General features: G+C 57.9%; 24 protein-coding genes, 1 tRNA gene and 1 pseudogene. 10 read left to right on the forward strand and 16 right to left on the reverse strand.

The annotated features are described in order from the left end of the window. Positions 1-142: 142 nt before the first annotated feature. Positions 143-1723 (reverse strand): gluconokinase, encoded by a 1581-nt coding sequence (locus GE073_RS15305; RefSeq protein WP_153783793.1) that lies wholly within the window; start codon positions 1721-1723, stop codon positions 143-145. Positions 1724-2150: 427 nt separating this feature from the next. Beyond that, positions 2151-2747 carry a hypothetical protein gene (locus GE073_RS15310; RefSeq protein ID WP_028596940.1) on the reverse strand — a complete coding sequence of 199 codons (597 nt, stop codon included), beginning with the start codon at positions 2745-2747 and terminating at the stop codon, positions 2151-2153. 333 nt (positions 2748-3080) lie between these two features. Here GE073_RS15310 and GE073_RS15315 point away from each other — a divergent pair, with 333 nt between their 5' ends. Next, on the forward strand, positions 3081-3767 hold the full coding sequence (locus GE073_RS15315) for a YktB family protein (RefSeq protein WP_153783794.1): 687 nt from the start codon (positions 3081-3083) through the stop codon (positions 3765-3767). A gap of 1157 nt (positions 3768-4924) precedes the next feature. Here GE073_RS15315 and GE073_RS15320 read toward each other — a convergent pair. Next, the gene (locus GE073_RS15320; protein ID WP_153783795.1) at positions 4925-6241 is read right to left on the reverse strand and encodes an MFS transporter; all 1317 of its coding nucleotides are present in this window, start codon (positions 6239-6241) and stop codon (positions 4925-4927) included. 61 nt (positions 6242-6302) lie between these two features. Here GE073_RS15320 and GE073_RS15325 point away from each other — a divergent pair, with 61 nt between their 5' ends. Then, positions 6303-7772: an aminotransferase class I/II-fold pyridoxal phosphate-dependent enzyme gene (locus GE073_RS15325; protein ID WP_028596943.1), complete on the forward strand. Its 1470-nt coding sequence runs from the start codon at positions 6303-6305 to the stop codon at positions 7770-7772. Positions 7773-7860: 88 nt separating this feature from the next. Next, positions 7861-9424 (forward strand): annotated as a pseudogene (locus GE073_RS15330) (IS3 family transposase). Positions 9425-9556: 132 nt separating this feature from the next. Here GE073_RS15330 and GE073_RS15335 read toward each other — a convergent pair. The 9 genes from GE073_RS15335 to GE073_RS15375 form a co-directional block, all read right to left on the reverse strand. Continuing rightward, positions 9557-9868 carry a DUF1292 domain-containing protein gene (locus GE073_RS15335; protein WP_028596944.1) on the reverse strand — a complete coding sequence of 104 codons (312 nt, stop codon included), beginning with the start codon at positions 9866-9868 and terminating at the stop codon, positions 9557-9559. Positions 9869-9946: 78 nt separating this feature from the next. Beyond that, positions 9947-10513: a stalk domain-containing protein gene (locus GE073_RS15340; RefSeq protein WP_028596945.1), complete on the reverse strand. Its 567-nt coding sequence runs from the start codon at positions 10511-10513 to the stop codon at positions 9947-9949. Positions 10514-10861: 348 nt separating this feature from the next. Beyond that, on the reverse strand, positions 10862-11071 hold the full coding sequence (locus tag GE073_RS15345; protein ID WP_028596946.1) for a hypothetical protein: 210 nt from the start codon (positions 11069-11071) through the stop codon (positions 10862-10864). 159 nt (positions 11072-11230) lie between these two features. Next, positions 11231-11482 carry a DUF3892 domain-containing protein gene (locus GE073_RS15350; RefSeq protein WP_028596947.1) on the reverse strand — a complete coding sequence of 84 codons (252 nt, stop codon included), beginning with the start codon at positions 11480-11482 and terminating at the stop codon, positions 11231-11233. Between the two features lie 310 nt (positions 11483-11792). Next, positions 11793-12038, reverse strand: coding sequence for a hypothetical protein (locus GE073_RS15355; RefSeq protein WP_127464477.1), 246 nt, complete (start codon positions 12036-12038; stop codon positions 11793-11795). A 63-nt stretch (positions 12039-12101) separates the two neighbouring features. Then, positions 12102-12293 (reverse strand): hypothetical protein, encoded by a 192-nt coding sequence (locus tag GE073_RS15360; RefSeq protein ID WP_101809311.1) that lies wholly within the window; start codon positions 12291-12293, stop codon positions 12102-12104. A 4-nt stretch (positions 12294-12297) separates the two neighbouring features. Further along, the gene (locus GE073_RS15365; RefSeq protein WP_153783796.1) at positions 12298-12579 is read right to left on the reverse strand and encodes a phage holin family protein; all 282 of its coding nucleotides are present in this window, start codon (positions 12577-12579) and stop codon (positions 12298-12300) included. A 121-nt stretch (positions 12580-12700) separates the two neighbouring features. Beyond that, positions 12701-13180: a WGxxGxxG family protein gene (locus GE073_RS15370; protein ID WP_043110731.1), complete on the reverse strand. Its 480-nt coding sequence runs from the start codon at positions 13178-13180 to the stop codon at positions 12701-12703. Between the two features lie 177 nt (positions 13181-13357). Further along, a complete protein-coding gene (locus GE073_RS15375) occupies positions 13358-14845 on the reverse strand; it encodes a DHA2 family efflux MFS transporter permease subunit (RefSeq protein WP_153783797.1) in 1488 nt (495 codons plus the stop codon). A 206-nt stretch (positions 14846-15051) separates the two neighbouring features. Here GE073_RS15375 and GE073_RS15380 point away from each other — a divergent pair, with 206 nt between their 5' ends. Continuing rightward, positions 15052-15630 carry a TetR-like C-terminal domain-containing protein gene (locus GE073_RS15380; protein WP_153783798.1) on the forward strand — a complete coding sequence of 193 codons (579 nt, stop codon included), beginning with the start codon at positions 15052-15054 and terminating at the stop codon, positions 15628-15630. Positions 15631-15725: 95 nt separating this feature from the next. Here the strand turns inward: GE073_RS15380 and GE073_RS15385 are convergent, their stop codons facing one another. Beyond that, entirely contained in the window at positions 15726-17339 is a 1614-nt protein-coding gene (locus tag GE073_RS15385) for an alpha-L-arabinofuranosidase C-terminal domain-containing protein (RefSeq protein WP_228551553.1), read from the reverse strand. Between the two features lie 85 nt (positions 17340-17424). Here GE073_RS15385 and GE073_RS15390 point away from each other — a divergent pair, with 85 nt between their 5' ends. The 3 genes from GE073_RS15390 to GE073_RS15400 are packed head-to-tail and all read left to right on the forward strand — an operon-like array spanning position 17425 to position 20916. After that, complete coding sequence (locus GE073_RS15390) at positions 17425-18774, forward strand: spore germination protein (RefSeq protein ID WP_153783799.1); 1350 nt, start codon at positions 17425-17427, stop codon at positions 18772-18774. After that, complete coding sequence (locus tag GE073_RS15395; RefSeq protein WP_153783800.1) at positions 18767-19837, forward strand: GerAB/ArcD/ProY family transporter; 1071 nt, start codon at positions 18767-18769, stop codon at positions 19835-19837. Before GE073_RS15390 ends, GE073_RS15395 begins: the two co-directional genes overlap by 8 nt. Further along, positions 19834-20916, forward strand: coding sequence for a Ger(x)C family spore germination protein (locus GE073_RS15400; protein ID WP_028596954.1), 1083 nt, complete (start codon positions 19834-19836; stop codon positions 20914-20916). The genes GE073_RS15395 and GE073_RS15400 overlap by 4 nt, the downstream gene beginning before the upstream one ends. Before the next feature lie 149 nt (positions 20917-21065). Here the strand turns inward: GE073_RS15400 and GE073_RS15405 are convergent. Further along, a tRNA-Val gene (locus GE073_RS15405) sits at positions 21066-21138 on the reverse strand. A 186-nt stretch (positions 21139-21324) separates the two neighbouring features. Here GE073_RS15405 and GE073_RS15410 point away from each other — a divergent pair. The 3 genes from GE073_RS15410 (at position 21325) to GE073_RS15420 (ending at position 22417) form a co-directional block, all read left to right on the forward strand. Next, positions 21325-21765: a VanZ family protein gene (locus GE073_RS15410; RefSeq protein WP_052332846.1), complete on the forward strand. Its 441-nt coding sequence runs from the start codon at positions 21325-21327 to the stop codon at positions 21763-21765. A 119-nt stretch (positions 21766-21884) separates the two neighbouring features. Further along, positions 21885-22028 (forward strand): aspartyl-phosphate phosphatase Spo0E family protein, encoded by a 144-nt coding sequence (locus tag GE073_RS15415; protein WP_084136441.1) that lies wholly within the window; start codon positions 21885-21887, stop codon positions 22026-22028. Positions 22029-22126: 98 nt separating this feature from the next. Beyond that, complete coding sequence (locus tag GE073_RS15420) at positions 22127-22417, forward strand: hypothetical protein (protein ID WP_028596955.1); 291 nt, start codon at positions 22127-22129, stop codon at positions 22415-22417. A gap of 129 nt (positions 22418-22546) precedes the next feature. Here the strand turns inward: GE073_RS15420 and pstA are convergent, their stop codons facing one another. Both pstA and pstC read right to left on the reverse strand, forming a co-directional pair. Continuing rightward, a complete protein-coding gene (pstA, locus tag GE073_RS15425; RefSeq protein WP_028596956.1) occupies positions 22547-23431 on the reverse strand; it encodes a phosphate ABC transporter permease PstA in 885 nt (294 codons plus the stop codon). Next, positions 23428-24363 (reverse strand): phosphate ABC transporter permease subunit PstC, encoded by a 936-nt coding sequence (gene pstC / locus GE073_RS15430; protein ID WP_052332847.1) that lies wholly within the window; start codon positions 24361-24363, stop codon positions 23428-23430. Before pstC ends, pstA begins: the two co-directional genes overlap by 4 nt. Between the last annotated feature and the right edge of the window lie 58 nt (positions 24364-24421).

A 24421-nucleotide genomic window follows, 5' to 3' on the forward strand; every position in this document is an offset into this window, starting at 1 on the left:
ATTCCTTTGCTGAGTTAGTCCCGATATGCATCTTGCCCTAGTGTACCCTTTTTGATCGGTTATGCAAATGATTGTACCACGAACGATTCGCCGTGCGGAACGCCCGCTACATGAATATTGGATGAACGGCGGGCGGAACGCTTCAGCGGCTGTCCGCTCCCGCCCGCTGGATGTCCGCCAGCTCGCGGAACGTTCCGGCCAGCCGGCCGAACACCGGGCGGTAGATCCCGTACAGGCGGTCGTAGGTCAAGCCGGCGGCCGGATCGGGCTCGCGCCGATCGGTGATCGGCACCTCGGGCGCCGCCTCCCCGCCGCGGCCGAGCGCCTCGAGCGCGAGCCGGCCCGCTCCGACGGAGGAGGCTTCCGCCGTGTCCGTGAGCAGCACGGGCAGCCCCGTCATGTCCGCGAGCATCTGGCGCAGCGGCGCGGAGCGGAGCAGGCCGCCGCTGGCGCGGATCTCGCGCAGCGGGCCGGCCGTCTCCCGCAGCGCTTCCAGCACCGAGCGCAGGCCGTACAGGATGCCCTCCAGGGCGGCGCGGATCAGGTGGCGGCGGTCATGCTCCAGCGACAAGCCGACGAAGACGCCCCGGGCATCCTCGTTCCAATGCGGAGCCCGCTCGCCCGCCAGATGCGGCAGGCAGAGCAGGCCGTCCGCCCCCGGCGGCGTCTGCAGCGCCAGCTCGACCAGGTAGGAATAAGGGTCCATTCCTTTGCGCTCCGCTTCCTCCGCGATGCCGGGAAACAGCTTGTCCCGCACCCAGCGGAACACGACGCCGCCGCTGTTGACCGGGCCGCCCGCGATCCACCGTCCTTCGCCGAGCTCGTAGCAGAACAGCCTCCCCTCGGCGTCCGCCGCCGGGCGGCTCACCGCCGCCCGCACCGCGCCGCTCGTGCCGACGGTGACCGAGGCGATGCCGTCCTGCACCGCTCCCGCGCCGAGATTGGCGAGCACGCCGTCCGCGCCGCCGAGCACGAGCGGCGTGCCCGCAGGCAGGCCGAGGCGCTCCGCCGCTTCGTCGCTCAAGCCTTGCCGATCGATCCAGGCTGCCGGCGCCAGCTCGGGCAGGCGATCGGCTCCGATGCCCGCCAGCTCCAGCGCTTCGGCATCCCAGCGGCGTCCCTGCAGGTCATACAGCCCGGTGCCGCCCGCGATCGACGGATCGACGCGGCAAGGACGTCCCGTCCAGCCGCGCATCACATACTCGCGGATGCCGACGAAGCAGGCCGCCTCGCGATGCAGCTGCGGCCGCTGCTCGCGCATCCAGACGAGCTTGCACAGCGGCAGCATCGCATGGACGGGTACGCCGATCCGGCTGCGCAGCCCCTGCAGCGTCTCGTCCTCGCGCAGCCGCCGCGCCTGCTCCGCCGCCCGCTGGTCGGCCCAGGTGATGCAGGGCGTAAGCGCCCTGCCTTGTCCATCGAGCGCGATGAGCGAGTGCATCGCGCTGCTGAACGATAGCGCCAGCACCTGCAGCGGGCGGCCTGCCAGCGCCTGCAGCGCTTGCCGCAGCGCCTGCTCCGCCGCCTCGCGGATCTGATCCGGATCCTGCTCCGCCCAGCCGGGCTCGGCGGCAAGCAGCGGATAGCCGCAGTCGGCGGCGGCCTCGACCGTCAGCCGGCCGCCCGACGCATTCATCAGCACCGCCTTCGCGCTCGTCGTCCCGAGATCGATCGCCGCCACCAGCTCCAGCCGGTCCGCGGGACCGCTAACCCTACCATCCATCGTTCGTTCTCCCCCCGAAGTCGCTTCCGAACCGCTTGGCTCAAGCGGCCTTCCTCTAATAGTAGACCGGGCAGCCGTCAAACGCAAAGCCGGAACGGACGCGAAAAAGCCCGTCCGGCGGCGGACGGGCCTCGAGCACGGCCTTCAAGCGGAACAAGACGGAGCGCTGATCCAAGCGGATCCGCGTCTCCGTCTTCCGGCCGGCTTCAGCTCGCGGCGATGCCGCCGCCAAGCTCCGATTCCGGTCCGCTTGTCACCTTTTGTCACCTTGCCGAATAAGATGGGCTTAACCGCTCGCCTAGTGACTCGCGTGGTTAAAGCTCGTCAATTGACTTACAGCTCCCTGCCCGCGTAACCGCTCACCTGACCGGTTCGCGAGGTTACAGCTCTCTGTTCGCGTAACCGCTCACCTGACCGGTTCGCGAGGTTACAGCTCTAGCTGAAGCATTTCCCCACGCATCTGGACGAGGCGGTCGCGGCTGTCTTCCGCGGCCTGGCTGTCGCCTGCCTGCAGCGCGTCGTAGAGGACGCACAGCTCGTAATCCAGCTCGTAGCGGAGCACCGCTGCCCGCTCCTCCGCTCGGGTCGACTGGAAGGCTTTCGTAATTTCCTCCAGGGTGACGACAGGCTTCTTCTGATAAATAATCCGATGCTCCATCCCTGACACCTCCACGAGTCGAATGATTTCACCGAACATAATATTTTCAATGACGATCTGACGGTCCTTCATCCGTTTTACGACCGCATGGCCGCGCGTATCGCCGATCAGCTTCTCGATCAACTCCGACAGCTTTTCGTCCTTGATGATGTAGTCGCCCACGATCTTGTACCGGTTCTTCATTTTTTGGAACCTGAGCTTCACCAGCTTGCGGCCCGTGCGGATCGAGATCAAAAATTGGGCCTCGGTCTCGCTCCAGTAGAGGGAGTAGCCTTCATGGATCAAATCGCGGATGAGATTCTGGATTTGCCGGCGGTCAAATCTCAGCTCCAAGTTGCAATATTCCACTTCGTAGCTTTTATTCACGGCAATCCCTCCCCTGCTTTAGGTTGTTTTGACTAAATGTTCAGACAATTTGATCTTACCCGTAGTTTATACTCCATCTTATGTGATGGCAACTTGGTTTATTGACTAATTTTGAAGAAAAGGGCGCAAGCCTGTTCGGAATGACAGCGCTCCCAATGTCGACTTACGCCGCTCGCGTCCGCCGCGCCTGTCCGGCACGCGGTCTTTCCGCTAAAAGGGAGACTTGTCCAGCCTCGATGCAGGCTGTGATATACTATATGGACGACGATCCGTCCTGATGACCGGGAGCCGGTTCGTCCGCGAACTTTTCATTTACGAAAGGACAACAAGCCTATGACCCAACCTCCATCCCGCGGATCCAGCGCCTCGGCACTGGACGAGCGCCATAAGGACTTCCCCGGCTTCGGACCGGCCGATTTCGACGTTTTCGCCATCGACGGCCTGGAGCCGCGCATGTCGGCCCTCATCTCGGGCATCCGCCCCAAGCTGGAGGAGCTCGGCAGCCGCCTCTCCCCCGAGCTGTCCGTCCTGTCCGGCACGGAGTTCCACCCTCACGTCGCCAAGCACGCCCGGCGCACGGTCAATCCGCCGAGCGACACCTGGGTCGCCTTTGCCGCCAACAAGCGGGGCTACAAGGCGCATCCCCATTTTCAGATCGGCCTGTGGGGCACCCATGCCTTCATCCAGTTCGCCGTCATCTACGAGGCGGAAGGCAAGGCCGAGTTCGCGAGACGCGCCCTCGAGAGGCTGGACGAGATCTACGCCCTGCCTCCGGCCGGACAAGGCTACGTCTGGTCCGGCGACCATACCCGGCCGGAAGCCGCGCCGCATGACGGCATGAGCCGGGACGAGCTGCGGGCGTTGTTCGAGCGCTTGCGCACGGTCAAAGCCGCCGAGCTGCTCTGCGGCGTCCATCTGGACCGCAGCGACCCGCTGCTGCAGGACGGCGAGGCGTTCGTGCGCAAGGCCGAATCGGTGTTCCAGACGCTCATGCCGCTCTACCTGCTGGCGTCTCGCTAAATTCGGACGCGCGCCGGGCGGAAGCCCGCGCCCCGGAACGACAAAGGGGCTGTCCCCAAAGCAAATGGAGACACTCCAAAATCTCCAAAAGAAACAAAGACCTCGAATGAAGCATGAAGCCAGCTGCCTCGGCTCCATTTCCATTCGGGGTCTTTGTGCATCCACAGCTGCCCTCTTCAGTAGATTGTGGGCAAGGGAAGGCCACCCGACCTCCAAGCTTGCTTTTGGTAAGCCGCGAAGCAGAAAACACCGGAACCTCGGGAACCCCCCGGGGCTGACATTGATTTCTCGGTTTCCTTCCGCTTTCGTGCAGGCTGGTTTCCGGCGGGCCGGATCCAAGGCACATTTCTGCCTTGATTGGTCCGCTTCCCGGCCGGCGGACCGGATCCAAGGCACATTTCTGCCTTGGTTGGCCCGCTTCCCGGCCGGCGTGCCGGATCCAAGGCATATTTCTGCCTTGGTTGGTCCGCTTCCCGGCCGGCGTGCCGGATCCAAGGCACATTTCTGCCTTGGTTGGCCCGCTTCCCGGCCGGCGTGCCGAATCCAAGGCATATTTCTGCCTTGGTTGGCCCGCTTCCCGAAGGCGGACCGGATCCAAGGCACATTTCTGCCTTGGTTGGCCCGTTTCCCGGCCGGCGTGCCGGATCCAAGGCATATTTCTGCCTTGGTTGGCCCGCTTCCCGGCCGGCGTGCCGGATCCAAGGCACATTTCTGCCTTGGTTGGCCCGCTTCCCGGCCGGCGGACCGGATCCAAGGCACATTTCTGCCTTGGTTGGCCCGCTTCCCGGCCGGCGGACCGGATCCAAGGCACATTTCTGCCTTGGTTGGTCCGCTTCCCGAAGGCGGTTCGCGAGAACATCCCATTCATGCAGCTGTCTCGGCAAACATCTTGTCGTGAATGCGGCCCACCGCCGCCGCATTCACGACACGAACGAGGCGGATTTCGGGGAGTCCTCGACAAATCCATGGGCAGGGCAAGCGGATCCGTGGTCTGCTGGATGCCCAAAAAATCTTCCTTTCTGGCCCATGTTGGGTGATGCCTGCATCTTGCCAGAGGAAGATTTTTTTGTGTACAACCCATTTAGAAGATGTTGTCCCTAGTAAGCCAAGGTGTCGGGATCCCCTCTTTTGGTGCGTCGCGGGCCTGCAGCTGCGCCCTAAGCGAGAGAGATGCGTCCCCGGCGGATGATGAGCAGATGCAGGACGAACAGCACGACGAGCGAGGCGCCGCTGATGAGGAACGGCGCGTGCGGACCGAAGCTGTCCCACAGGCGGCCGGAGAGGATCGAGCCGAACACCATGCCGAGTCCCTCGATCGTCAGGAAGAAGCCCCAGACGGCGCCGCGCTCCTCCTTCGGAATCGCCTTGGCGATGAGCGCGTTCCACGCCGGGATGATGCAGGCGTAGCCGAGCCCGACGACGGCGACGACAACGAGCACGAGCGGCAGGTAGCGCATGTAGCCGAGCACCGGCAGCGACACCGCGGCGAGCAGGAAGCCCGCGTGCAGGAACCAGCGGGTGCCGTAGCGGTCGACGCCGCGCCCGATCGGAATGAGGCCGAGCACGGTGATCGCGCCTCCGGCGAGCAGGAAATAGCTGTACTGCTGCGGCGACAGATGCAGCACCGTGCGCGCATACTGGGTCAGCACCGGCGTCAGCAGCCCGAGCGCGAAGTTTTGGATGAACATCGCGGGATAGAGCAGGCGGCTCGCATGCAGCGACTGTCCGACCTTGCGGAAGTACGCCCGGATCCGCTCCGGCAGCGGGCCGGAGCTTTTGCTCGGCGCTTCGTCCGCCAGGCGGCCTTCGATTTCCCGCGAGGCCCGCCGGCCCGGCAGCGTCATCGTCACGGCGACGATCGCCGCCATGATCGCGCCCATCAGCCAGAACGCCGGCTCGTAGCGGCTGATGATGAAGAAGTTGATGACGATCGGGCCCATGCCGACGCCGACGAGCCAGCTCATGTAGATGACGCTCATCATGCTGCCGCCGGCCTCGTCGCCGGCGACCGCCGTCGCCCCGGTGATGACGCACGGCCAGAGCGGCGAGGTGCCGATGCCGAGCAGCACGCAGGCGACGATGATCCAGCCCGTCTGGTCGGTCAGCGCGATGACGAGCACGGACAGTCCCGTGAACAGCACGCCGAGCAGCATGACCGTGCGGTAGCCGATGCGGTCGATGATCCAGCCGAGCGGGCTGCGGAAGAAATTGTCGCCGATGTACTGGCTCGCCAGCGCCCATCCGACCGCGTAGGCGGTCAGGCCGAGCTCGTCCCTCATATAGACGGGCAGCACGGAGACGAGCATCGCCCCCTTGACGAATTCGACGCCGAACATGATGATCAATAGCTTGATGACAAACGGAGAGCGGATAATCTTCTTGCTGTTTTTCGGCAGGCTCAGCTTCACGGATCGACAAGCTCCTTTCCCAGTTCGGGCGGGGGAATCCGCAGGCTTGCAATCCCCCCCGTACATGCTATACTCAACCTTGTTTGTTATCCTTGAATCCGAATCTGAAAGGCTGTGGATGAATACGGTGGACCATAACCGCACCCCTCTCTTCAGCGCGCTCCGCCGCCATGCGGAGAACAACCCGCTGCAATTCCATATTCCCGGGCACAAAAAAGGCGCTGGAACCGACTCTGAATTTCGCTCCTTCATCGGCGACAACGCCTTGTCGATCGATTTGATCAATATAGCTCCGCTGGACGACCTGCATCAGCCGACCGGCGTCATCGAGGAAAGCCAGAAATTGGCTGCCGATGCGTTCGGAGCCGATTATACCTTTTTTTCCGTCCAAGGCACAAGCGGCGCCATCATGACGATGATCCTCTCGGTATGCGCGCCGGGAGACAAGATCATCGTGCCGCGCAACGTCCATAAGTCCGTCATGTCGGCGATCATCTTCGCCGGAGCCCGTCCCGTCTTCATCTCTCCGGCGCGCGACGGCAACCTCGGCATCGACCACGGCATCACGACGCGCTCCGTGCGGCGCGCGCTCGAGCGCCATCCCGACGCCAAGGCCGTGCTCGTCATCAACCCGACCTACTTCGGCATCTGCGCCGACCTCAAGGAAATCGTCGATCTCGTCCACAGCTACGACATCCCGGTGCTGGTCGACGAGGCGCACGGCGTGCTGATCCATTTCAGCGACCGGCTGCCGATGAGCGCCATGCAGGCCGGAGCCGACATGGCGGCGACGAGCGTGCACAAGCTCGGCGGCTCGATGACGCAGAGCTCGGTGCTCAACCTGAGGGCGGGACGCGTCAATCCTCAGCGCGTGCAGACGATCATCAGCATGCTGACGACGACGTCGACCTCGTACATCCTGCTCGCCTCGCTCGATACGTCGCGCCGCAATCTGGCCGTGAACGGCCAGGCGATGGCGGAGAAGGCGATCGGCCTCGCCGAGTTTGCCCGCGAGGCGATCAACGCGATTCCCGGTCTGTACTGCTTCGGCAAGGAGATTCTGGGCGGCGAGGCGACGTTCGACTACGATCCGACCAAGCTGACGATCCATGTCCGCCATCTCGGCATCACCGGCTACGAGGCGGAGAACTGGCTGCGCGACAACTTCAATCTCGAGGTCGAGCTGTCGGATATGTACAACATCCTCTGCCTGATTACGCCGGGCGACTCCGAGGACACGGTCGGCCAGCTGCTCGGCGCGCTGCGCGCGATGGTGGAGCGCTATCCGCAGGTGGACGAGGTGCAGGAGCTCGTCGTCAAGATCCCCGAGATCCCGCAGCTGTCGCTGACGCCGCGCGAGGCTTTCTACGGCGAGACCGAGGTGCTGCCGTTCAAGGAATCGGCCGGCCGCATCATCGCGGAATTCATCTACGTCTACCCTCCGGGCATCCCGATCCTGCTGCCGGGCGAGGTCATCTCGCAGTCCAACATCGACTACATCGTCGATCATGTCGAGGTCGGCCTGCCGGTCAAAGGCCCCGAGGATCGCAGCATTCAGTTCGTCAAGGTCATCGTCGAGGAATCCGCCATTTTCTAAAGCTGTTCGAGCCGCCCCGGCCTGATATGCTCCCCTTTAGGTAGACAGGTGAAATAATAAAAACCTGTTTATCAAGGGGAGTTTTTTCATGTCTCAAATAAATGAGTACTGCGGAGAAGAGAAATTGGCCATTCTGAAGGAGTATGAAGCAGGACGGGGATCACGAAGAGACATCGCTTGTAAATATAACATTAACGTCAGTACGTTGAAGGAATGGCGACGTCGTTATGAACTGTACGGATTCGAAGGGTTAGCATGGCGTGCAGAGAATAAGAGCTACTCAGTGGAACTTAAACTTCAGGCTGTTCAAGATTATCTATCTGGAAAGTACTCACAGAATGAAATCATAAGGAAGTACCATATGGCAAGCCGTACACAGCTCCGAAACTGGATTAAGAAGTATAATAGTCATAGCGGTCTAAGACCGTATAAGAACGGGGCGGAGCCGCTATGACAAAGGGACGGACAACGACTTGGGAAGAACGAATGGACATTGTAATCTATTGCTTATCGCAAAATCGAAACTATCAAAAAGCAGTAGAGAAATATCACGTTTCTTATCAGCAAGTTTACGGATGGGTAAAGAAGTACGAAGCAGATGGCGAGAACGCTTTGCGAGACGGCAGAGGGCGCACAAAGGCACCTGAAGAGTTATCTGAGGTCGACCAGCAAAAGCTCGCCATGAAGAAACTGGAGTACGAGGTTGAGCGGCTTCGGGCGGAGAATTCTTTCTTAAAAAAGTTACAGGAGTTTCAAGGGAGGCGTCGCTAAGCGGACATCGACAGGAAAACATTTATCTCGCTATCCAAGCCGTGCAGCAGGCAGAAGCGCTTAGCATACAGCTACTGTGCAAGGTGGCGGAGATTCCAAGGTCAAGCTACTACAAGTGGCTCAGTCACAAGCCTAGCCAACGACAGTTGGAGAACCAGGAGCTTACGGCGGTCATGATGACGTTATATGAAAAGGTTGAAGGCACCTTCGGTTACCGTCAATTAACGCTGCATATGCGTCGACAAACGGAGAAGCGGATTAACCACAAACGCGTGTATCGTCTGATGAAGATAAAAGGGATTCAGTCCGTCATTCGCAGGAAGAAAAAGAAATATGAACGTTCTACACCGCAGCACGTAGCTGAGAACGTATTAAACCGTGCGTTTCAAGCGGAAGCACCGAACGAAAAGTGGCTAACGGATGTCACTGAATTTAAATATGGCAACGGTCAGAAGGCCTATTTAAGCGCCATTCTCGACCTTCATGATAAATCGATTGTTTCTTATGTACTGGGACATTCCAATAATAATCCGCTCGTGTTTAAAACATTGAAGTTGGCGCTAAAGGCAGCGCCAAGAAGCAAAGCGCTCCTTCATAGCGACCGGGGCTTCCAGTACACGTCTTCGAGTTTTAAGAAAATGTTGGATAAGGCTAAGCTGAAGCAGAGCATGTCCCGGGTCGGACGTTGTATTGATAACGGTCCTATGGAATCTTTTTGGGGAACGTTGAAATGTGAGAAGTACTACTTGCATAAATACCAAACTTTTGAGCAGCTAAAGAACGATATTGATGATTACATCCACTTTTACAATTACGAACGATTGCAGAAAAAACTAAACGGCCTCAGTCCCATTGAATTTAGGGCTAAGGCCGCTTCATAGATCTTTATTTTTTGTACTGTCTACTTGACGGGGTGCAGTTCAGCCAAGGGGCGGCTTTTTTTGCGAACGCCGGGCGAAACGTCAAAAAGCCCGGCCGCAACGGCCGGGCTTGACAGGCTTGGAAAGCTGGGCTCAGCCCTGCTTTTCGTTCTCTTGACGCGCGAATTCCTCGTAGATCGCCGTGACGCGCTCCCACTCGGCATCATCCTCGATGCCGACGAGGAAAGCTTCGTCGTCCTCTTCCTCGACGCGCAGGATCAGCCCGTCCTCTTCGGGATTGTTGCGGTCCAGAAGAACGGCATACGCCTGGTTGTCGGATTCGAACTGGTACACCATCACCATCTCGCGCTCGACGCCCTCTTCGTCGGAAACGACGAATACCGGCTCTTCGTGGTCATGGTCATGGCCGCAGCCGCAGTTGTCGTCATGCTTGTGCTCGCTCATATCTATCCCTGCTTTCATCAGTGCTCTCGAATTAACTCTGGTATCGTACCATGAGCCGCCTCACGGGTCAAATCGGGATTACTTGGCAAGCAGATTCTTCTCGGACACGACGCTCCAATCGTCTGCGGCCGCCAGCCGGATCGAAAAACGGACCGAATACTTGCCCGCGCTGTCGAAGCTGTATTTGAAATCATCCGTCAGAAACCAGAAGTTGTCCTTGCTCGCCTTCATCGTATCCTGCTGGATCAAAGACTCCTTGCCGGACGGGTCGGTGATGGTGATCCGAAACGAATGGATGTCCGTCGTCAGCGTGTCGATCTGCGCGAAAACGCTGAACGTGACCTTCTTGCCGACTTCGACGCCGCCGAAGGTGGACTTGTCCGGCTTGAACAGAAACATATGTACGTTGGGCTTGATGATCGATGCCTTCTTGCCGTTTTCGTCCCAAAGGACGAGCGCCTGCATCTGGCTCGCCAGCTGTCTAAGCGGGAGGTAGCTCTTGCCTTCGCTCATGATGCCGCCCTCGGACAGCTCGCTGCCGTTGAGCGCCACCCGGATCGCTTGCGAGGCCGAGTTCGCGAAAATCATCGTCCCGCCCCAAAGCGCCATGGCCAGCGTCAGCACCAGAACCTTCTTCCCTTTCATGAATATCCCCTCTTCCGGAACCAGTTGAACAGTTATACTCATCGCTTGAGCCAAAGTTGCGGGAGGCGGCGCAACCATTTGCTCGGCTTGATCCAAAGTTGCGGGAGGCGGCGCAACCATTTGCTCGGCTTGATCCAAAGTTGCGGGAGGCGGCGCAACCATTTGCTCGGCTTGATCCAAAGTTGCGGGAGGCGGCGCAACCATTTGCTCGGCTTGATCCAAAGTTGCGGGGGGCGGCGCAACCATCTGCTCGGCTCCGGGAATTCCGCATCCTCTTCGGCGCGGGGAGCGTCTTGTCGGAAGATGCGGTATTTTGCGCTTGCCCGGGAAATACCGTGCCGCCGGCGCTCAGCCGTAGGTGCGGGTAAGGACGCACGGCACGCCTTTGCCGAGCGCTCCCGGCTGGCGCATCCGGGCCAGATACTGCTGTCCGCGGGAGCAGGGAGTCTTGCATACCGCGCATGTGTCGGACAGGACCAGCTTCATCTGGACCTGCCGACGGTCGGATGCGGGCGCCTTTTTCTTCGCGGTCTTCGTCTTGGAGCCGCCTTTGCTCATGCTGCCATTCTCCTTCCGGGCGTCCCGCTGCAGGACGCTTCCCCGCTATCCTATGCAGCGGTCCGGCGGATGGCCCGCCCGCGGACGGGCAGAGACAGCAAAAAAGCGCGCCTCCGCCAGCCAGCGGAAAACGCGCGGTTCGAGCCGTCCGAAGGCTCGTCAGAAGAGCGGCAGCTGATCCAGGTTGTTGGTCGGGTCTCCGTCCGCGTCTCCGCGCAGGTAGTGGCCGCCATCCTTGCCCTTGAACACGTTCACGCCGGCGAGCAGGCCCTGGTTCGCCTCGGCGATCGCCTGGTCGTACGCGAGCACGCGGCCGCTGTCGGTTTTGAACGAGGTCAGATCGCCGTCGCCGTTTTTCTGCACGGCAACGATGCTTTCGCGCTTCTGCGCTTCTCCGTTTCCGATCTCCATGGGGGATTCCCCTCCTTTTCATGTAGGGAAGCGGAACGATCCGCTTGCAGGTTCAGCTTTCCCTCGCCGCCCCTTTTTTATCCGCGAGTAGCCCGTGCCGCCCAGATGCGGTATGATGAAGGCATGACTGCACGCCCGCAAAGCGGCGGGCGGACTCGGGAAGAGGTGACGTTGACATGGGCATGGGAGGCGTGCTGTTCCTTTCCGGCTTGATGGTAGCGCTGATGATCTGGCTGCTGCTGGCCGTAACCAAAAAAGCCTACTCCAAAAAATGGGACGAGGAATGATTTCCTCGTCCCATTTTTCCGTCTCAATAAGCCTGCTTCCACGTCCGGTCCCGGTCATGGCGCCGCTGCGGAGCGAGTCCGCCGTCCGACGACGGCCGCTCTCCGTAGAGGGCCGATCGGACCGACTCCGGATAAAGGGCGGAGCGGACCGATTCCGTTCTGCCCTGCGTCGGCTCCGCCGCGCCGCGCAGCGTCCAAGCTCCTTGGCAGCCGGCGGCCAATCCGAGCAGCGCCGCCAGCAAGGCCGCTTGTCCCAACTTATTTTTCACGAGGCTTCGGCTTCCTTTCTACGAGCTGATCTTGCGATCAGTATCGCCCTATCGCCCCGTTCCTTATTCCGGCTTGCCGTTTCTTTCGGAACGGTCCAGCTCCTCCCCGTACCCGACCCACACATACGTCCGGTCATATTTGTACGAATCCCATCGGATCAGTCGGCTGAGCGGATAGACCGCCGTACCGACCAAAGCCGCCAAGCCGAGCAGCCAAATTGCCAGCTCCGCCGTCCATGCCGCCGCGTTTCCCATCGCTTCAGCTCTCCTCCCCGTCTTTGCGAACCGCTTCCCTCGTCTGCTTGAATAGCTGATGGCCGTAAACGGATACGGCTCCGCACAGCAGCCCTTGCAGCGCCACCTCCAACGTGAAGCCCTGGAGCGCCATCGCAAGCAAGATCGCCGCTCCCGACACGATGTAGACGATGGTCCAGTTCGGAATTTGAGGCGTCCCCTTCAAGATCATGCCGATGACCCAGCACGCGGCGACGACAATGGTCAGCTCGGGATCGATCAGCTCAGATAGCGCTTCGACCGTCATCCTCGTCCCCCCTCTCTTCCTTGGCAAGCTACTATATGATGGAAGCGGGACGAATATGACGAGCGGTCGGCGGAAAAACGCAAAAAAGCCGCAGCGCGAGGCTGCGGCGGTCGATCTTCGATTAGTGGCGTTCCGGATTGCGCGAGCGCATCCCGGCCAGACCGAACAGGCCGAGCAGGCCAAGCCAGCCCCAGCCGGCATGGCTGCGCGTGTTGGTCGTAGCGGCAGCCGTGTAGTGGCCTGTCGTGCCGACATTGTGCGCGCGGTACGTTCCTGCCGCCATGCCGTCGTAGGTTCCGGCGCGGTAGCCGGTCGGGCTCGTCACCGTGCCGTTTGTGTTGATGCGGTGATGGCGGTTCAGATCCAAATCGTTCTCCAGACGGTTCACGCCGCGTTCCAGATGGTGCATGCCGCGGTTCGCTCCGCGCTCCAGACCGGTCATGCCGCGGTTCATGCCGCGCTCTACATCCGTCGTGACGGATGACGGGTTCAGGTTCTGGCCGATGTTGCGGGTCATGTCCTTCATGTTGGCATGGGCAGGAACGCTCAGCATGGAAGCCAGCACGGCTACGGAAGCTAGGGATGTCATCGTTTTTTTCACAGGTCAGACCTCCAGGTTCGCTAATGGGATGGGATGAAACGGCCAAGTGGAACAGCCGCAAAAGGAAGCCCTCCTAGCATCCTCCCGGAGGCGAGCCGCAACCCCGTCAACCGTTGGCTCGTCTGGTCCTCCTTGGACGGAAAGAGCAAACTCTCCAGCGATGAAGGGTCCGCCGCATCAATCGCGCTCGGCAATGGCCGCAGAAGCCGCCGGGACGAGTTCCGTCACAGGCGCCCGCCGCTTGTTCGCGAGGAAGAACGACAGCGCCAGCGCGACCGCCGCGAACCCGATGATCCAGACGTAGGCGTCGTTGATGCCTTGAATCGAGGCTTCCACGATCATCTGTTCCTTGGTGAGCGCTCCGCCTGCCGCAAGCTCGCCGATATGGACTTTCGTGCGATCGGTCATGATCGTGACGAGCAGCGACGTGCCGACCGCTCCCGCGACCTGGCGGACGGTATTGGAGATGGCCGTGCCATGGGGGTTCAGGCGCGAGGGCAGCTCGTTCAGACCGGCGGTCTGGATCGGCATCGTGAGCAGCGCCATGCCGATCCGCCGGCCCGTCGACAGGAGCAGCAGGTCCATATAGCTTGTCGAATCGGTCAGGTTGATGAAGCTGAACGTCGTCCCGATCGTAACGACAAGGCCGATGACAGCCAGCCATTTGACGCCAAAACGGTCGAACAGCTTGCCCGCGACCGGCATGAGCACGCCCATGACGAGCGCGCCCGGAAGCATCAGCAGGCCGGTCTCCAGCGCCGTATAGCCGCGCGCGTTTTGCAAATAAAGCGGAAGCAGCATCATGTCGGCATACATGACCATCGTGACGGCTACTTGGATGAGCGTCGTCAGCGCGAACTGCCGATAGCGGAATGCGCGCAGATCAAGAAGCGGAGCCTTCAAGACGAGCTGCCTCCAGATAAAGGCGCCCAGCGCCAGCGCTCCGCCGCCGATTGTGACGAGAACCTCGGCGCTTGCCCATCCCGCGCTCGCGGCGCGGCTGAAGCCGTAGAGCATGCCTCCGAAGCCGATCGTCGACAGGATGACGCTCCCGATGTCGAGGCGGGCGTCGATTTTTTCCGAAACGTTCCTTAAATAAATGAAGCCGCATCCGATGGCGATGAGCGCCAGCGGAATCATGCCGTAGAACATGACCTCCCAATCGTAGCTCTCCAAAATATAGCCCGCCAGCACCGGACCGATCGCCGGAGCGAAGATGATCGCGAGTCCGACCATGCCCATCGCGGCTCCGCGGTTGTCCGCCGGGAAGATCGTCAGGATGACGTTCATCAGCAGCGGCATGATGATGCCTGCTCCCGCGGCCTGCACCATGCGCCCGGTCAGCAGCAGCGGGAAATCCGTCGAAATCGCCGAGATGACGGTGCCCGCCAGAAAAATCCACATCGAGGCCTGGAACAGCTGACGCGTCGAGAAGCGCTGCATGAAAAACGCCGTGATCGGAATAAGCACTCCGTTCACCAGCATGTAGCCCGTCGTCAGCCATTGCGCCGTCGATGCTTCGATGCCGAACTCCACGATTAGCTTTGGGATCGCTACCGTCATGACCGTCTGGTTCAGCGTCGCCAGAAACGCTCCGAGAATCATGACGAACAAAATCGGTCCCTTTTTGATTCCATCCCTTTCTCCTGCATGGCTGTCGCCCATTCTCCATCACCCTCCGCCGACTCTGGAATCTTTTTTACACAGTGTTGTATACTAAACACGGCATAAAGGAGATTATAGTCCGTTTCAACGGAGGTTCAAGCGACAGAATCCATCGATCTGTAAAGAAAATCCGATTGAAAACGCTCGCTGTCGTTTTGATGGATGATATTAAACATTTACCACTAAATTGTTTAGGAGGGGCGGAAATGGCGGAAACGGGGCCTCGTGTCGATCCCCGCATCCTGCGCACGCGCCAGCTGCTGAAGGATGCCTTTATCGAGCTGCTCGGAGAAACGGAGCTTGATAAAATTACGGTGCAGCGGCTGACCCAGCGCGCTTCGATCAACCGGGTGACGTTTTATTTGCATTATCGGGACATTCCGGATCTGATGGATCGGCTGGCGGAAGAAATGGCCGAGCAGATCCGGCTGATCCTGTTCGCCTCCTCTTCCCAGGAAACGGAGGAGCTCGAGCAGACGCTGATCGACCTGCTGGAGCATATCGCCATGCACTCCGCCTTTTACAAAGCCGTGCTCGCCGCGCGCCTCATGCCGGCTTTCGCCGAAAGGCTGCTGCAGCTCCTGTCGGAGCTTATTACCAGCCGCATGCAATGGAAGGCGGAGCAGTCGGGCGAAGAACCGGCTGTTCCGAAGGATATCGTCATCTGGTACGGCTCGTCCGCGCTGATCGGATTGATCGTCTCGTGGCTCCGTAGAGACATGCCCTATACCCCCCGCTTTCTTGCCAAGCAATTCATGCTTCTGACCAAGCGCAAAGGAGCCTGAAGCCGCAAGAAGAGCCAGAGCGAGAACGCTCTGGCTTCTTTGGCCGATCAGGCGTTATAAGGGCTGCTTGCTCCTGGAATCCCGCAACGCTCCATTTAACTCCGGCGGGGAGTCAGGACCAGAACATGAACGGAGTGGGGCGGGATGTCGATCGCCAGCGGTCCGCTTTCCGATAGGTCGAGCTCCCGCTCCATCACTCGGATATCATCGGGGCAATGCACGTCGTTATAAGCGTCCTTGCCGGGCGCTACGATGCTGTGCAGTACGGCCGATGCCGCATCCCCCGGCATGCCGAGCGCTGTCAGATCGAGCGGCACCGCCTTGTCCGGATGGCGGTTGACGACAGCCAGACGGAGCGATTCGTCCTCCGAGGATACGGTCGCAGCGACATCCAGTGCCGGAACCCGGATCGCCTGGCCCTTGCGGTCAACGCTCCCGAAGTCCTCATTGCCGTCCAGCCAGCTGTCCACGACCCGGTCGCCGAGCAGCTTGCCGTACAGCTGGAACACGAAGTAGGTCGAGCGCAGCACGATGCCATTCTCGTGGGCATAGATGGCACCGCGCGTATTGACGGTCGGGGCAAAGTTGGCCATGCCAACTGCATCGCAATGCTTCAGGCACTGATTCAGGAAGCAGGCGTTGAAAACCGCGTCCGCCATCGTATAGCTGTCGTTCCGGTTGTTCAGCTTGCGGGGCGTCAAATAATCCTCCGTCGCCGAATCGACATGCGGGTGATGCCATCCGCGAAGATTCCACTCATCGAACGCGATGCGGATTTTTCCGAGGTATCCGAATGCGCCCAGCATGTGCTTCGTAGTGACGATGCGGTTCTCAATCTCCAGCGAATATGCCATGCAAGTCTCGTACGAGGACAAATCGTTGTTCTGCCATCTCTCGTCCCAGTAGCCATGGATGGAGATCCAGTCGAGATAGCTCCCTGCTTCCTGCAGGAGATGCCGGTTCCATTCGAGATCGGGAACGCTGGCTGCAAGCACCTCGATGGTCGGATCGACGCGGTTCATCATCTTGGCCGATTCCCGTACGAATACCCCCCACTCCAGCGGCGTCTTGGCTCCGATTTCCCCGGGCAGATAATTCTCGTTCCCGATGCTCCAGTACTTCACCTTGAACGGCTCGACATGACCGTTGGCGATCCGCTTCCTGGCGTATTTTCCTTCACTGCGCAGATTGCAATATTCCACCCAGTTGCTCATTTCCTCCGGAGTCCCCGTGCCGGCGTTCGTGCAGATGTAGGGCTCCGCGCCGATCCTCCGGCATAACGCGATGAACTCGTCCGTTCCGAACGTATTCGGGTCCTCCACCCGCCAGGCCTTATCGAAGGACGGCTGGCGCTCCGGTCCGACTCCGTCTTCCCAGTGGTAGGCGGAGACAAAGCAGCCTCCGGGCCAGCGCACGACGGGAGGATTCAAAGCCGCGATAGCCTCCGTCACGTCCATGCGCAGGCCGCTCTCATCGGAGAGAGGCGAATCCGGGTTGTAAACGCCTCCATAAATCTGATCATCGAAATGCTCTATAAACTGCCCGAACAGGTTCGGGTCCTTCGTCCCCAAGATTCGATTAACCTGAATGACGGCTTTGATCGGCTTCAATGGCTCATCTCCGTTCCACGGTATGAATTTCCTGACTTCTGTCCAACTCAGTGTAGCCGATCCAACAGCGCGCATCAATGCTTGTTTGCGGTGCGACATCTAGGAATGCATTTCAATGTGTCCAGCCCCAATTATTGCATAAAGAATTTAGGGAATCTGCATAATACCTCAAAAGAGGTGGTTGATGTTGCAGTATTTGGATCAAGACTATGCTCAAAGCTTGGAGAGCGAGCTGCAGGAACGACTTCATCAAAGAGCGGATTTTCTATGCAAGCACGTTGTCATTGCAGGAGAGAAATTTAAAGCCTATTATCTGCGAACTCTAGTAAACTTGCCGGTGACGCTGTCGATTCTAAATCAAATCGTCATGGATAAAAATAATGACTTGAAATGGGATGCGCTCCATTCGATGGAAGTGGATGCTTCGGGATCGCTGAATGCCTTGTTTGATTATGTGCTGAAAGGAAAGCTTATCCTTTTTGGCCAAGAGGGATTTTTCGCCATCATTGAACCTGAGGGGGCGGAGCTCTCCAGGGCTGTCATGAGTCCCAACAGCGAAAATCCCCTGCAGTCGGCATTTGATGCCTTTACGGAAGATCTGGATACCAATATCGGGTTGATTCAAAAAAAAATGATCTCGGACCAATTAGTGATCGAAACTCGATCCGTCGGCAACCGAGCCTTAAAGAAAATCGCCATGGTTTATCTAAAAGGAACAACACTTCCGGAAGTAATTGAATCAGTGAAGAAAAAGCTGGATGAAAATGCCCATTTAGAGCTTTCCACCGTACGGGATTTGACCCGAATTCTGGGACATCCTAAACTCACTCTTATTCCAACTTATATTTCCTCGGAATTGCCCGAGGAGACGGTGCAAAATCTGCTCAATGGCAAAGTGGTTATTTTAATGGACCAATTTTCCTTTGCTTTCGCATTTCCCGCTATCGTCAGCGATTTATGGTCCACTACCCTGGATGTCCAATACCCGCTTCTGTTTCAAGTGTTTCTTCGTGCCATTCGCGGCGCATCCTTGTTGCTATCCGTCACGCTTCCAGGCTTATACGTTGTTCTCAACTCCGTGAATCCGGAGCTGCTCCGCATCCAGCTGGCCATTACCGTAGCCAAGAGCAGGGAGGGCGTGCCGTATCCATCGCTCATTGAAGCACTGTTGGTGTTATTGTTGCTGGAGATGATTATAGAAGCGACAATAAGGCTGCCCAAAAACATTGGTCCGACGATAACGATGATTGGCGGCATCTTGCTGGGACAGGCCATCGTTCAGGCTAAACTGGTCAGTAATTTGCTTATTATTATTTTAGTTGCGTCTGCCATTTCAAATTTTGCCTTGACGAGCTACATGAATGCGGTCGGAGTAAGACTATACAAGTATGTGGTGTTGGTTGTCAGTTCCATCTTCGGCATTTGGGGTCTAGAGGCTGCCCTGGTTTGGGTCATTCTTTACTTTGCATCGTTGACGACCTGTGCGGTGCCTTACTTGAGTTGGAGTGTGAAGGGAAGGATGGCTGATGAATAAATTCCAGACGATTATCCTTTTCTTCTTGCTGCATCTAGCTTCCATATTCGCCATCTTTCCGGAGCGAATGATAGCTTCCGCCTCCAAAGGACACTGGATGCCGGTTGCGATCATTTTTTTGGCGGAGCTGCTGGTATTGTGGCTCTACCTGAAGGCTATGTCAAAATTTCCAGAAAAAACGGTCATGGAGCTTTGCTCGGATGCTATCGGAAAATGGGGGGCCGGGCTGATCGTGCTCCCGCTGTTGGTTTTTCTATTTCTAGAAGTAGTCCTGCTTACTTATTACCTGTCTTCAGAGATCCGAACTGTCCTGCTCCCAGAAACACCTGCATACGCTACTTCGGCCATTTTTGTCGCCATCTGTTTCTACGGAGCCTGGACGGGACTAGCCGCAATGATTCGGGCGAGTATGGGATGGTTTATTTTGTTCATGCCTTTCATCCTTTTCTCCTTGCTGATCAGCATAGGCAACTTTAATTTCCACTACATTTTCCCGGTTTGGGACAGCCAGTTTTCGTTCCTGTTGCGGCCGGATTTTTATGTGGGGACCATTATTTTCGCAGGGTTTCTGTTTCTTGGCATGACTCCGTCCCATTTAAGGATCCGTTTTGGCACTGCTGCTGCGCTAGTCGGAGTTATCTTCCTGATTGCGCTGACCTCCGTCTACGTCCCTCTGCTCATTTTTGTACAGGAAACGGCCATTCATTTTCAATATCCGATGCTCATGGCCTCCGATACCGTCGATTTGGAATGGGTCGTTTTTGACTGGCTTCCGAGTTTTTATGTCGTTTCTTCCAGCGGGTTGGGATTAATAAAAGTTGCTGTTCTGCTCTGGATGTTCACGTCTATGCTGAAACAGCTCTATTTGCCTAAGGCGAAAAGTCGATGGATCCTGGCCGTTGTATGCCTGTTCCTGTATGCCGCCAGTCAGTGGATTCCTAACATTATGGCTCTCGATAAATTTCTTTATATCAACGCTTGCTTATGCTTGTATTCCACCGTTGGTTTTCCAATTATCGTCTACTTGTCGACATTGTGGCGCAGAAAGGAGGTCCGCGCATGATAAGCTTAAGGATGAAGATTGTTGCCGTCATGATTGGAATGATGATCTTGTTGGAAGGATGCTGGGATACGAAAGATATTAACAAGCAGTATCTTCCGGTCGTTATGGGGATCGGGAAGGGTTCGAATGAAAAATACAACATTATTTTAGAAATCCCGGATGCAGCAGGAAAAATTCAGTTTTTGGAAAAGGAAGCCAAATCTATCAGTAAAGCGATTGATCTCATTCGTACCGATTCCGAAAAAAGCATCAATTTGGTGCATTTAAGGCTCTTATTGTTCGATTACAAGATTGCCGGCGAAGGTATTCGAGACATTATCGATTATGCCGTCAGAGCAAACGACCTTTCAATTAAAGGCATGGTCGCCATTGTCGATGGCGATTTCGACAAGACGATGTATCATGTTATCTCGCCAACACCAGAAATATCTACCTATGATTTTTTCAACAAAGAAGCAGGCTGGACTCCAAACCAATCCCTTTTACGGATATGGGAAGCTTATCGCAGCCAGAATTCCTATTCCGAAGACATGGCCATACCCTTGCTTCAAAATGGTGAACGCACCATGTATAAGTTTAAAGGAACAGCCGTCATGCGTGAGGACCGCATGGTTGGGAGGCTGAATCGAGAAGAGACGTTTCTGTACAATTTATTTAAAGGCGAATATACGGGAGGAACGATTGAGATTGCAGAGAATACAAGCGTTCTCATCAAAAATGTAAAAATAAGACATTATCCCCGCTGGTCGGCTAAAGGGCCCTCATTAAGAACGGATATCACCCTTGATGTTACCATTGCTGAAGGCCCTAGCGGAAAAAGCAATATGGAGATTGAAAGAGAGGTTCGCAAGCAGTTAAATCGAAACTTTGAAAAGACCGTCAAAAAATTAGAGCTTCTTCGCTCAGATGTGCTAGGCGTCGGCGTTATTTACCGTCCACAGCTATCGGAAGAGCAGCTAAAAAATTGGAAATCAGAATGGTTTCCTAAGCTTGAGCAGAAAATCAATGTTCAAGTTAACGTCATCAACGATATCTTCATTAAAAATGAAATTCAAAAGGATAAGACCTTAATTCGATAAAAACGTTCTCAGGTCACATTTATAGCCACGTTGTTGACCAGGGCATGATCTGTCCTCGGACGCCGGACGCTTATCCATACAAGAGGAACACTGATATCGCTTTCTTCCTCAAAATGAAAAAAACCCTTGCTCCGCAAGGGTTTTTGGTATGATCTGTAGTGGGCTCGAACCACTGACCCCCACCCTGTCAAGATGGTGCTCTCCCAGCTGAGCTAACAGATCATGTTTAGAAGGGATATTTCTTTCTTTCATCTCGTCCGCGTTTGTCCCGCGAACAATTAATACTATACCAGCTCGACCAAACATCGTCAACACTTTTTTCAAAAAAAGTTTCCGGCCTGTTTCGCAGGCGATTCCATCGGCTATACTGCAAACCAAACGGCCAACGAAAAGGAGTGATCCGCCGCCATGCCGACAAAACCGAATCCTCATCCTCTGCGCCTAGCCGCCGTGCTTGCCTGGGCTGGCCTCCTGCTCATGCTCACCGGCACGGAAAGCCTCCGTCAGCTCCTCCTTCATCGGGAGCTGGTTTTCTCCTTCGATCTTTCTCCCGACTTCCGGCCGTTTTTCCATTGGGCGGACATCCGCTCCATCCATAGCGAATGGCTGCTCGTCAAGCTCGGCCACTTTCTCGGCTTCGCGGTGCTCGACCTGCTGCTCATGCTGTGGTTAGGACGCAAGCTCCCGGCGCTGGCTCTTTCGCTGCTGTTCGCGTTGGCGACGGAAGCGCTGCAGCTGTTTCAGCATCGGGACGGCAGGCTGTACGACGTGATCATCGATCTGTCGGGAGCCCTGACCGCAGCCTTTTTACTCGTCTGTTTTGCCGCCTTGTCCAAAAAAGACCGGTGACCCCTGTTTCAAACCGAGTTCAATCGCTTTAAGAATAGTCATAGAGAGTGGCAATATATAGTAAATTATGCATAAGTTGTCGACATCATCCATCAATTTTTCTAAGGATGTGACTGACCATGTCGAAAAAGACCGAGATCATGAAGGATATCGAACGGTTGCGCGAAGCCCTCAATAAGGCTCCCGTAAGCTCTTCTGGATACAGTCTGGAGCTAAGCAGACGTTTGGACGAATTGATCGTTTCTTTTTATAAAGCAGGCTGATTCCGTATAATCGTTCTTTCGTCCTATTGCCTCTTCCATTCTACAGGCCTTTTATGATACAATTCGTATCATAGTAGATTGGTTTAGGGGTTGCTGTCATGCTAGTGCTGAGGCTGCTGAGCGAGCCGGCCCATTTCCAGCAGGCCGTCGACGAAGGATGGACCGTGTCCGTTTACAAGGATTCCCGCCTGATCCTAAGCGGCCATCCGATCGAGATGTTCAATCGCGATACGGTGAAAATTGCCGGAACTTATTTTTTCATGGAACAATGCAAGTTCGAGGGCTGCCGCACCGTCCTTCCGCATCGCCCTGCAGTCGAATCGCTCGCGCCGCGCGTCCGCAGGCGCAAGCAGCCCCCTCCTTCGCTGCACCAAGCATCCGACTCCTAAATAAAACGAAATCGACCGCGATGGTCCGCCGGCAGGGGACGATCGCGGTCTTTTGACGATGGGCCATGGAAGCCTCTCGGCGGCGGCAGGAGCGCCCGCAGGAACGCCTGCCTCATCCTTGCCCAAAACCTAGGCGCGCCGCGCGTTCCACCAGATCGGGATGCGCAGCAGCAGATTGAGCAGCAGGACGACGATCAGCAGCACGGCAGCCGCATGCGAAGCGATGTCAGCGGCGTCCGGCACGATCGCCTCGGATTGCACGTACCAGAGATGCACGGCCAGCGTCGCTCCCGGCGACATCGGATCGAAGTCCCACATGAGCCCTGAGGTGGAGACGCCCGATACGAGCACGATGACGGCGCTCTCTCCGAACGCGCGTCCCGCCGTCAGGCTGATGCCGGTCATGATGCTGGACAAGGCGGCCGGCAAGCACACCTTGAAGATCGTCTGCGTATGCGTCGCGCCAAGCGCCAGCGAGCCTTGCTTGTACTCCGGCGGCACCGAGCGCATCGCCTCCTCCGTCACCCGCGTCAGCAGCGGCAGATTGAGCAGCGCGAGCGTCACGGCCCCGCCGATGATTGTCAGACCGATGCCCATGCCCTCCACGAACAGCGCGATGCCGAACAGGCCGAAAATAAGCGACGGCACGGACGCCAGTCCCTCGACGCAGATGCGGATGAGGCCGATCGCGCGGTTGTCGGGAGCAAACTCCGCCAGATAGATGCCGGAAGCAAGGCCGAGCGGAATCGAGATGAGCAGCGAGAGCACGAGAATATACAGCGAGTTGAACAGCGCCGGTCCGATGCCGCCTCCTTCCTCGATCTCGCTTGGCAAGCCGAGCACGAAGCTCCACGACAATCCCGGAAGCCCCTCCGCCAAAATCGTGCCGAGCAGCGCGAGCGTGAACAGCACGCAGCCGAGGCCGACGGACCAGACGACGGCGGTGAACGCCTTGTCGGCGCGACGGCTGCGGCGGAGCGCGGTGCGCCGCGCTTGATTCGCAGCTTGACTCATGCCGCATTCTCCCCTTTCTTCTGCAGCATCCGGACGACGCCGATCATCAGCAGCGAGATCGCGAGCAGCAGGAAGCCCATCATGTACAGCGCGTTGTTCCAGGTCGAGTCGAAAGGCACGTTCGGCAGCTGCATGACGATATTGCTCGTCAGCACCGACGTCGGCTTGAGCAGGCTGTCCGCCAGCTGCGGCGTATTGCCGATGACCATGACGACGGCCATCGTCTCGCCGATCGCGCGCGCCATGCCGAGGATGACCGCCTGCACGATGCCGCGGCCGGCGGCCGGCAGGATGACGCCCGTGACGGTCTGAAAGCGCGTCGCACCGAGCGCGAACGAGCCCTGGACATACTTGCGCGGCACGGCGCGCAGCGCGTCGTCGCTGATGCGCGTAATCGTCGGCAGCACCATGACCGCCAGCACGAGCGATGCCGCCAGCACGCCGTCGCCCAGATTCGAGCCGGTGACCGCGCGCAGCGCCGGAATGAGCAGCGTCAGGCCCATATAGCCGTACACGACGGACGGGATGCCGACGAGCAGGTCAAGGATCGGACGCACGACTCGGCTGAGCCGCTGCGGAGCGAGCTCGGCCAGGAACAGCGCCGCCAGCAGCGAGATCGGCACGGCGATGAGCAGCGTCAGGCCCGTCACCGCGAACGTGCCGAGAATGAAGACGAGCGCGCCGTACTTCTCGTTTTCCGGCTCCCAGGCCGTAGACAGGAAAAACTCGCTGACCGGGACGTCGCGGAACGTCAGCACGCCGGTGCGGAACATGAAGAACAGCATCGCCAGCAGCACGCCGCAGACGAGCACGGCCGATGACGCGCACAGCAGCCGGAACGAGCGATGCTCCAGCCTCAGGCGCAGCCTGCGGACGCTGGAGCTGCGCGAAGGGCGCTGCGGGGCGGATAGGGTTGGAATGGTTTTGCTCATGGGCGGACGATCCTCTCCGAGAGATGAAAAGCATCCCCGGAAGCCGGCCTCCCGGGAC

Source organism: Paenibacillus sp. B01 (assembly GCF_009649995.1).
In the GTDB taxonomy this organism is placed as follows: Bacteria; Bacillota; Bacilli; order Paenibacillales; family Paenibacillaceae; genus Paenibacillus_O; species Paenibacillus_O pasadenensis.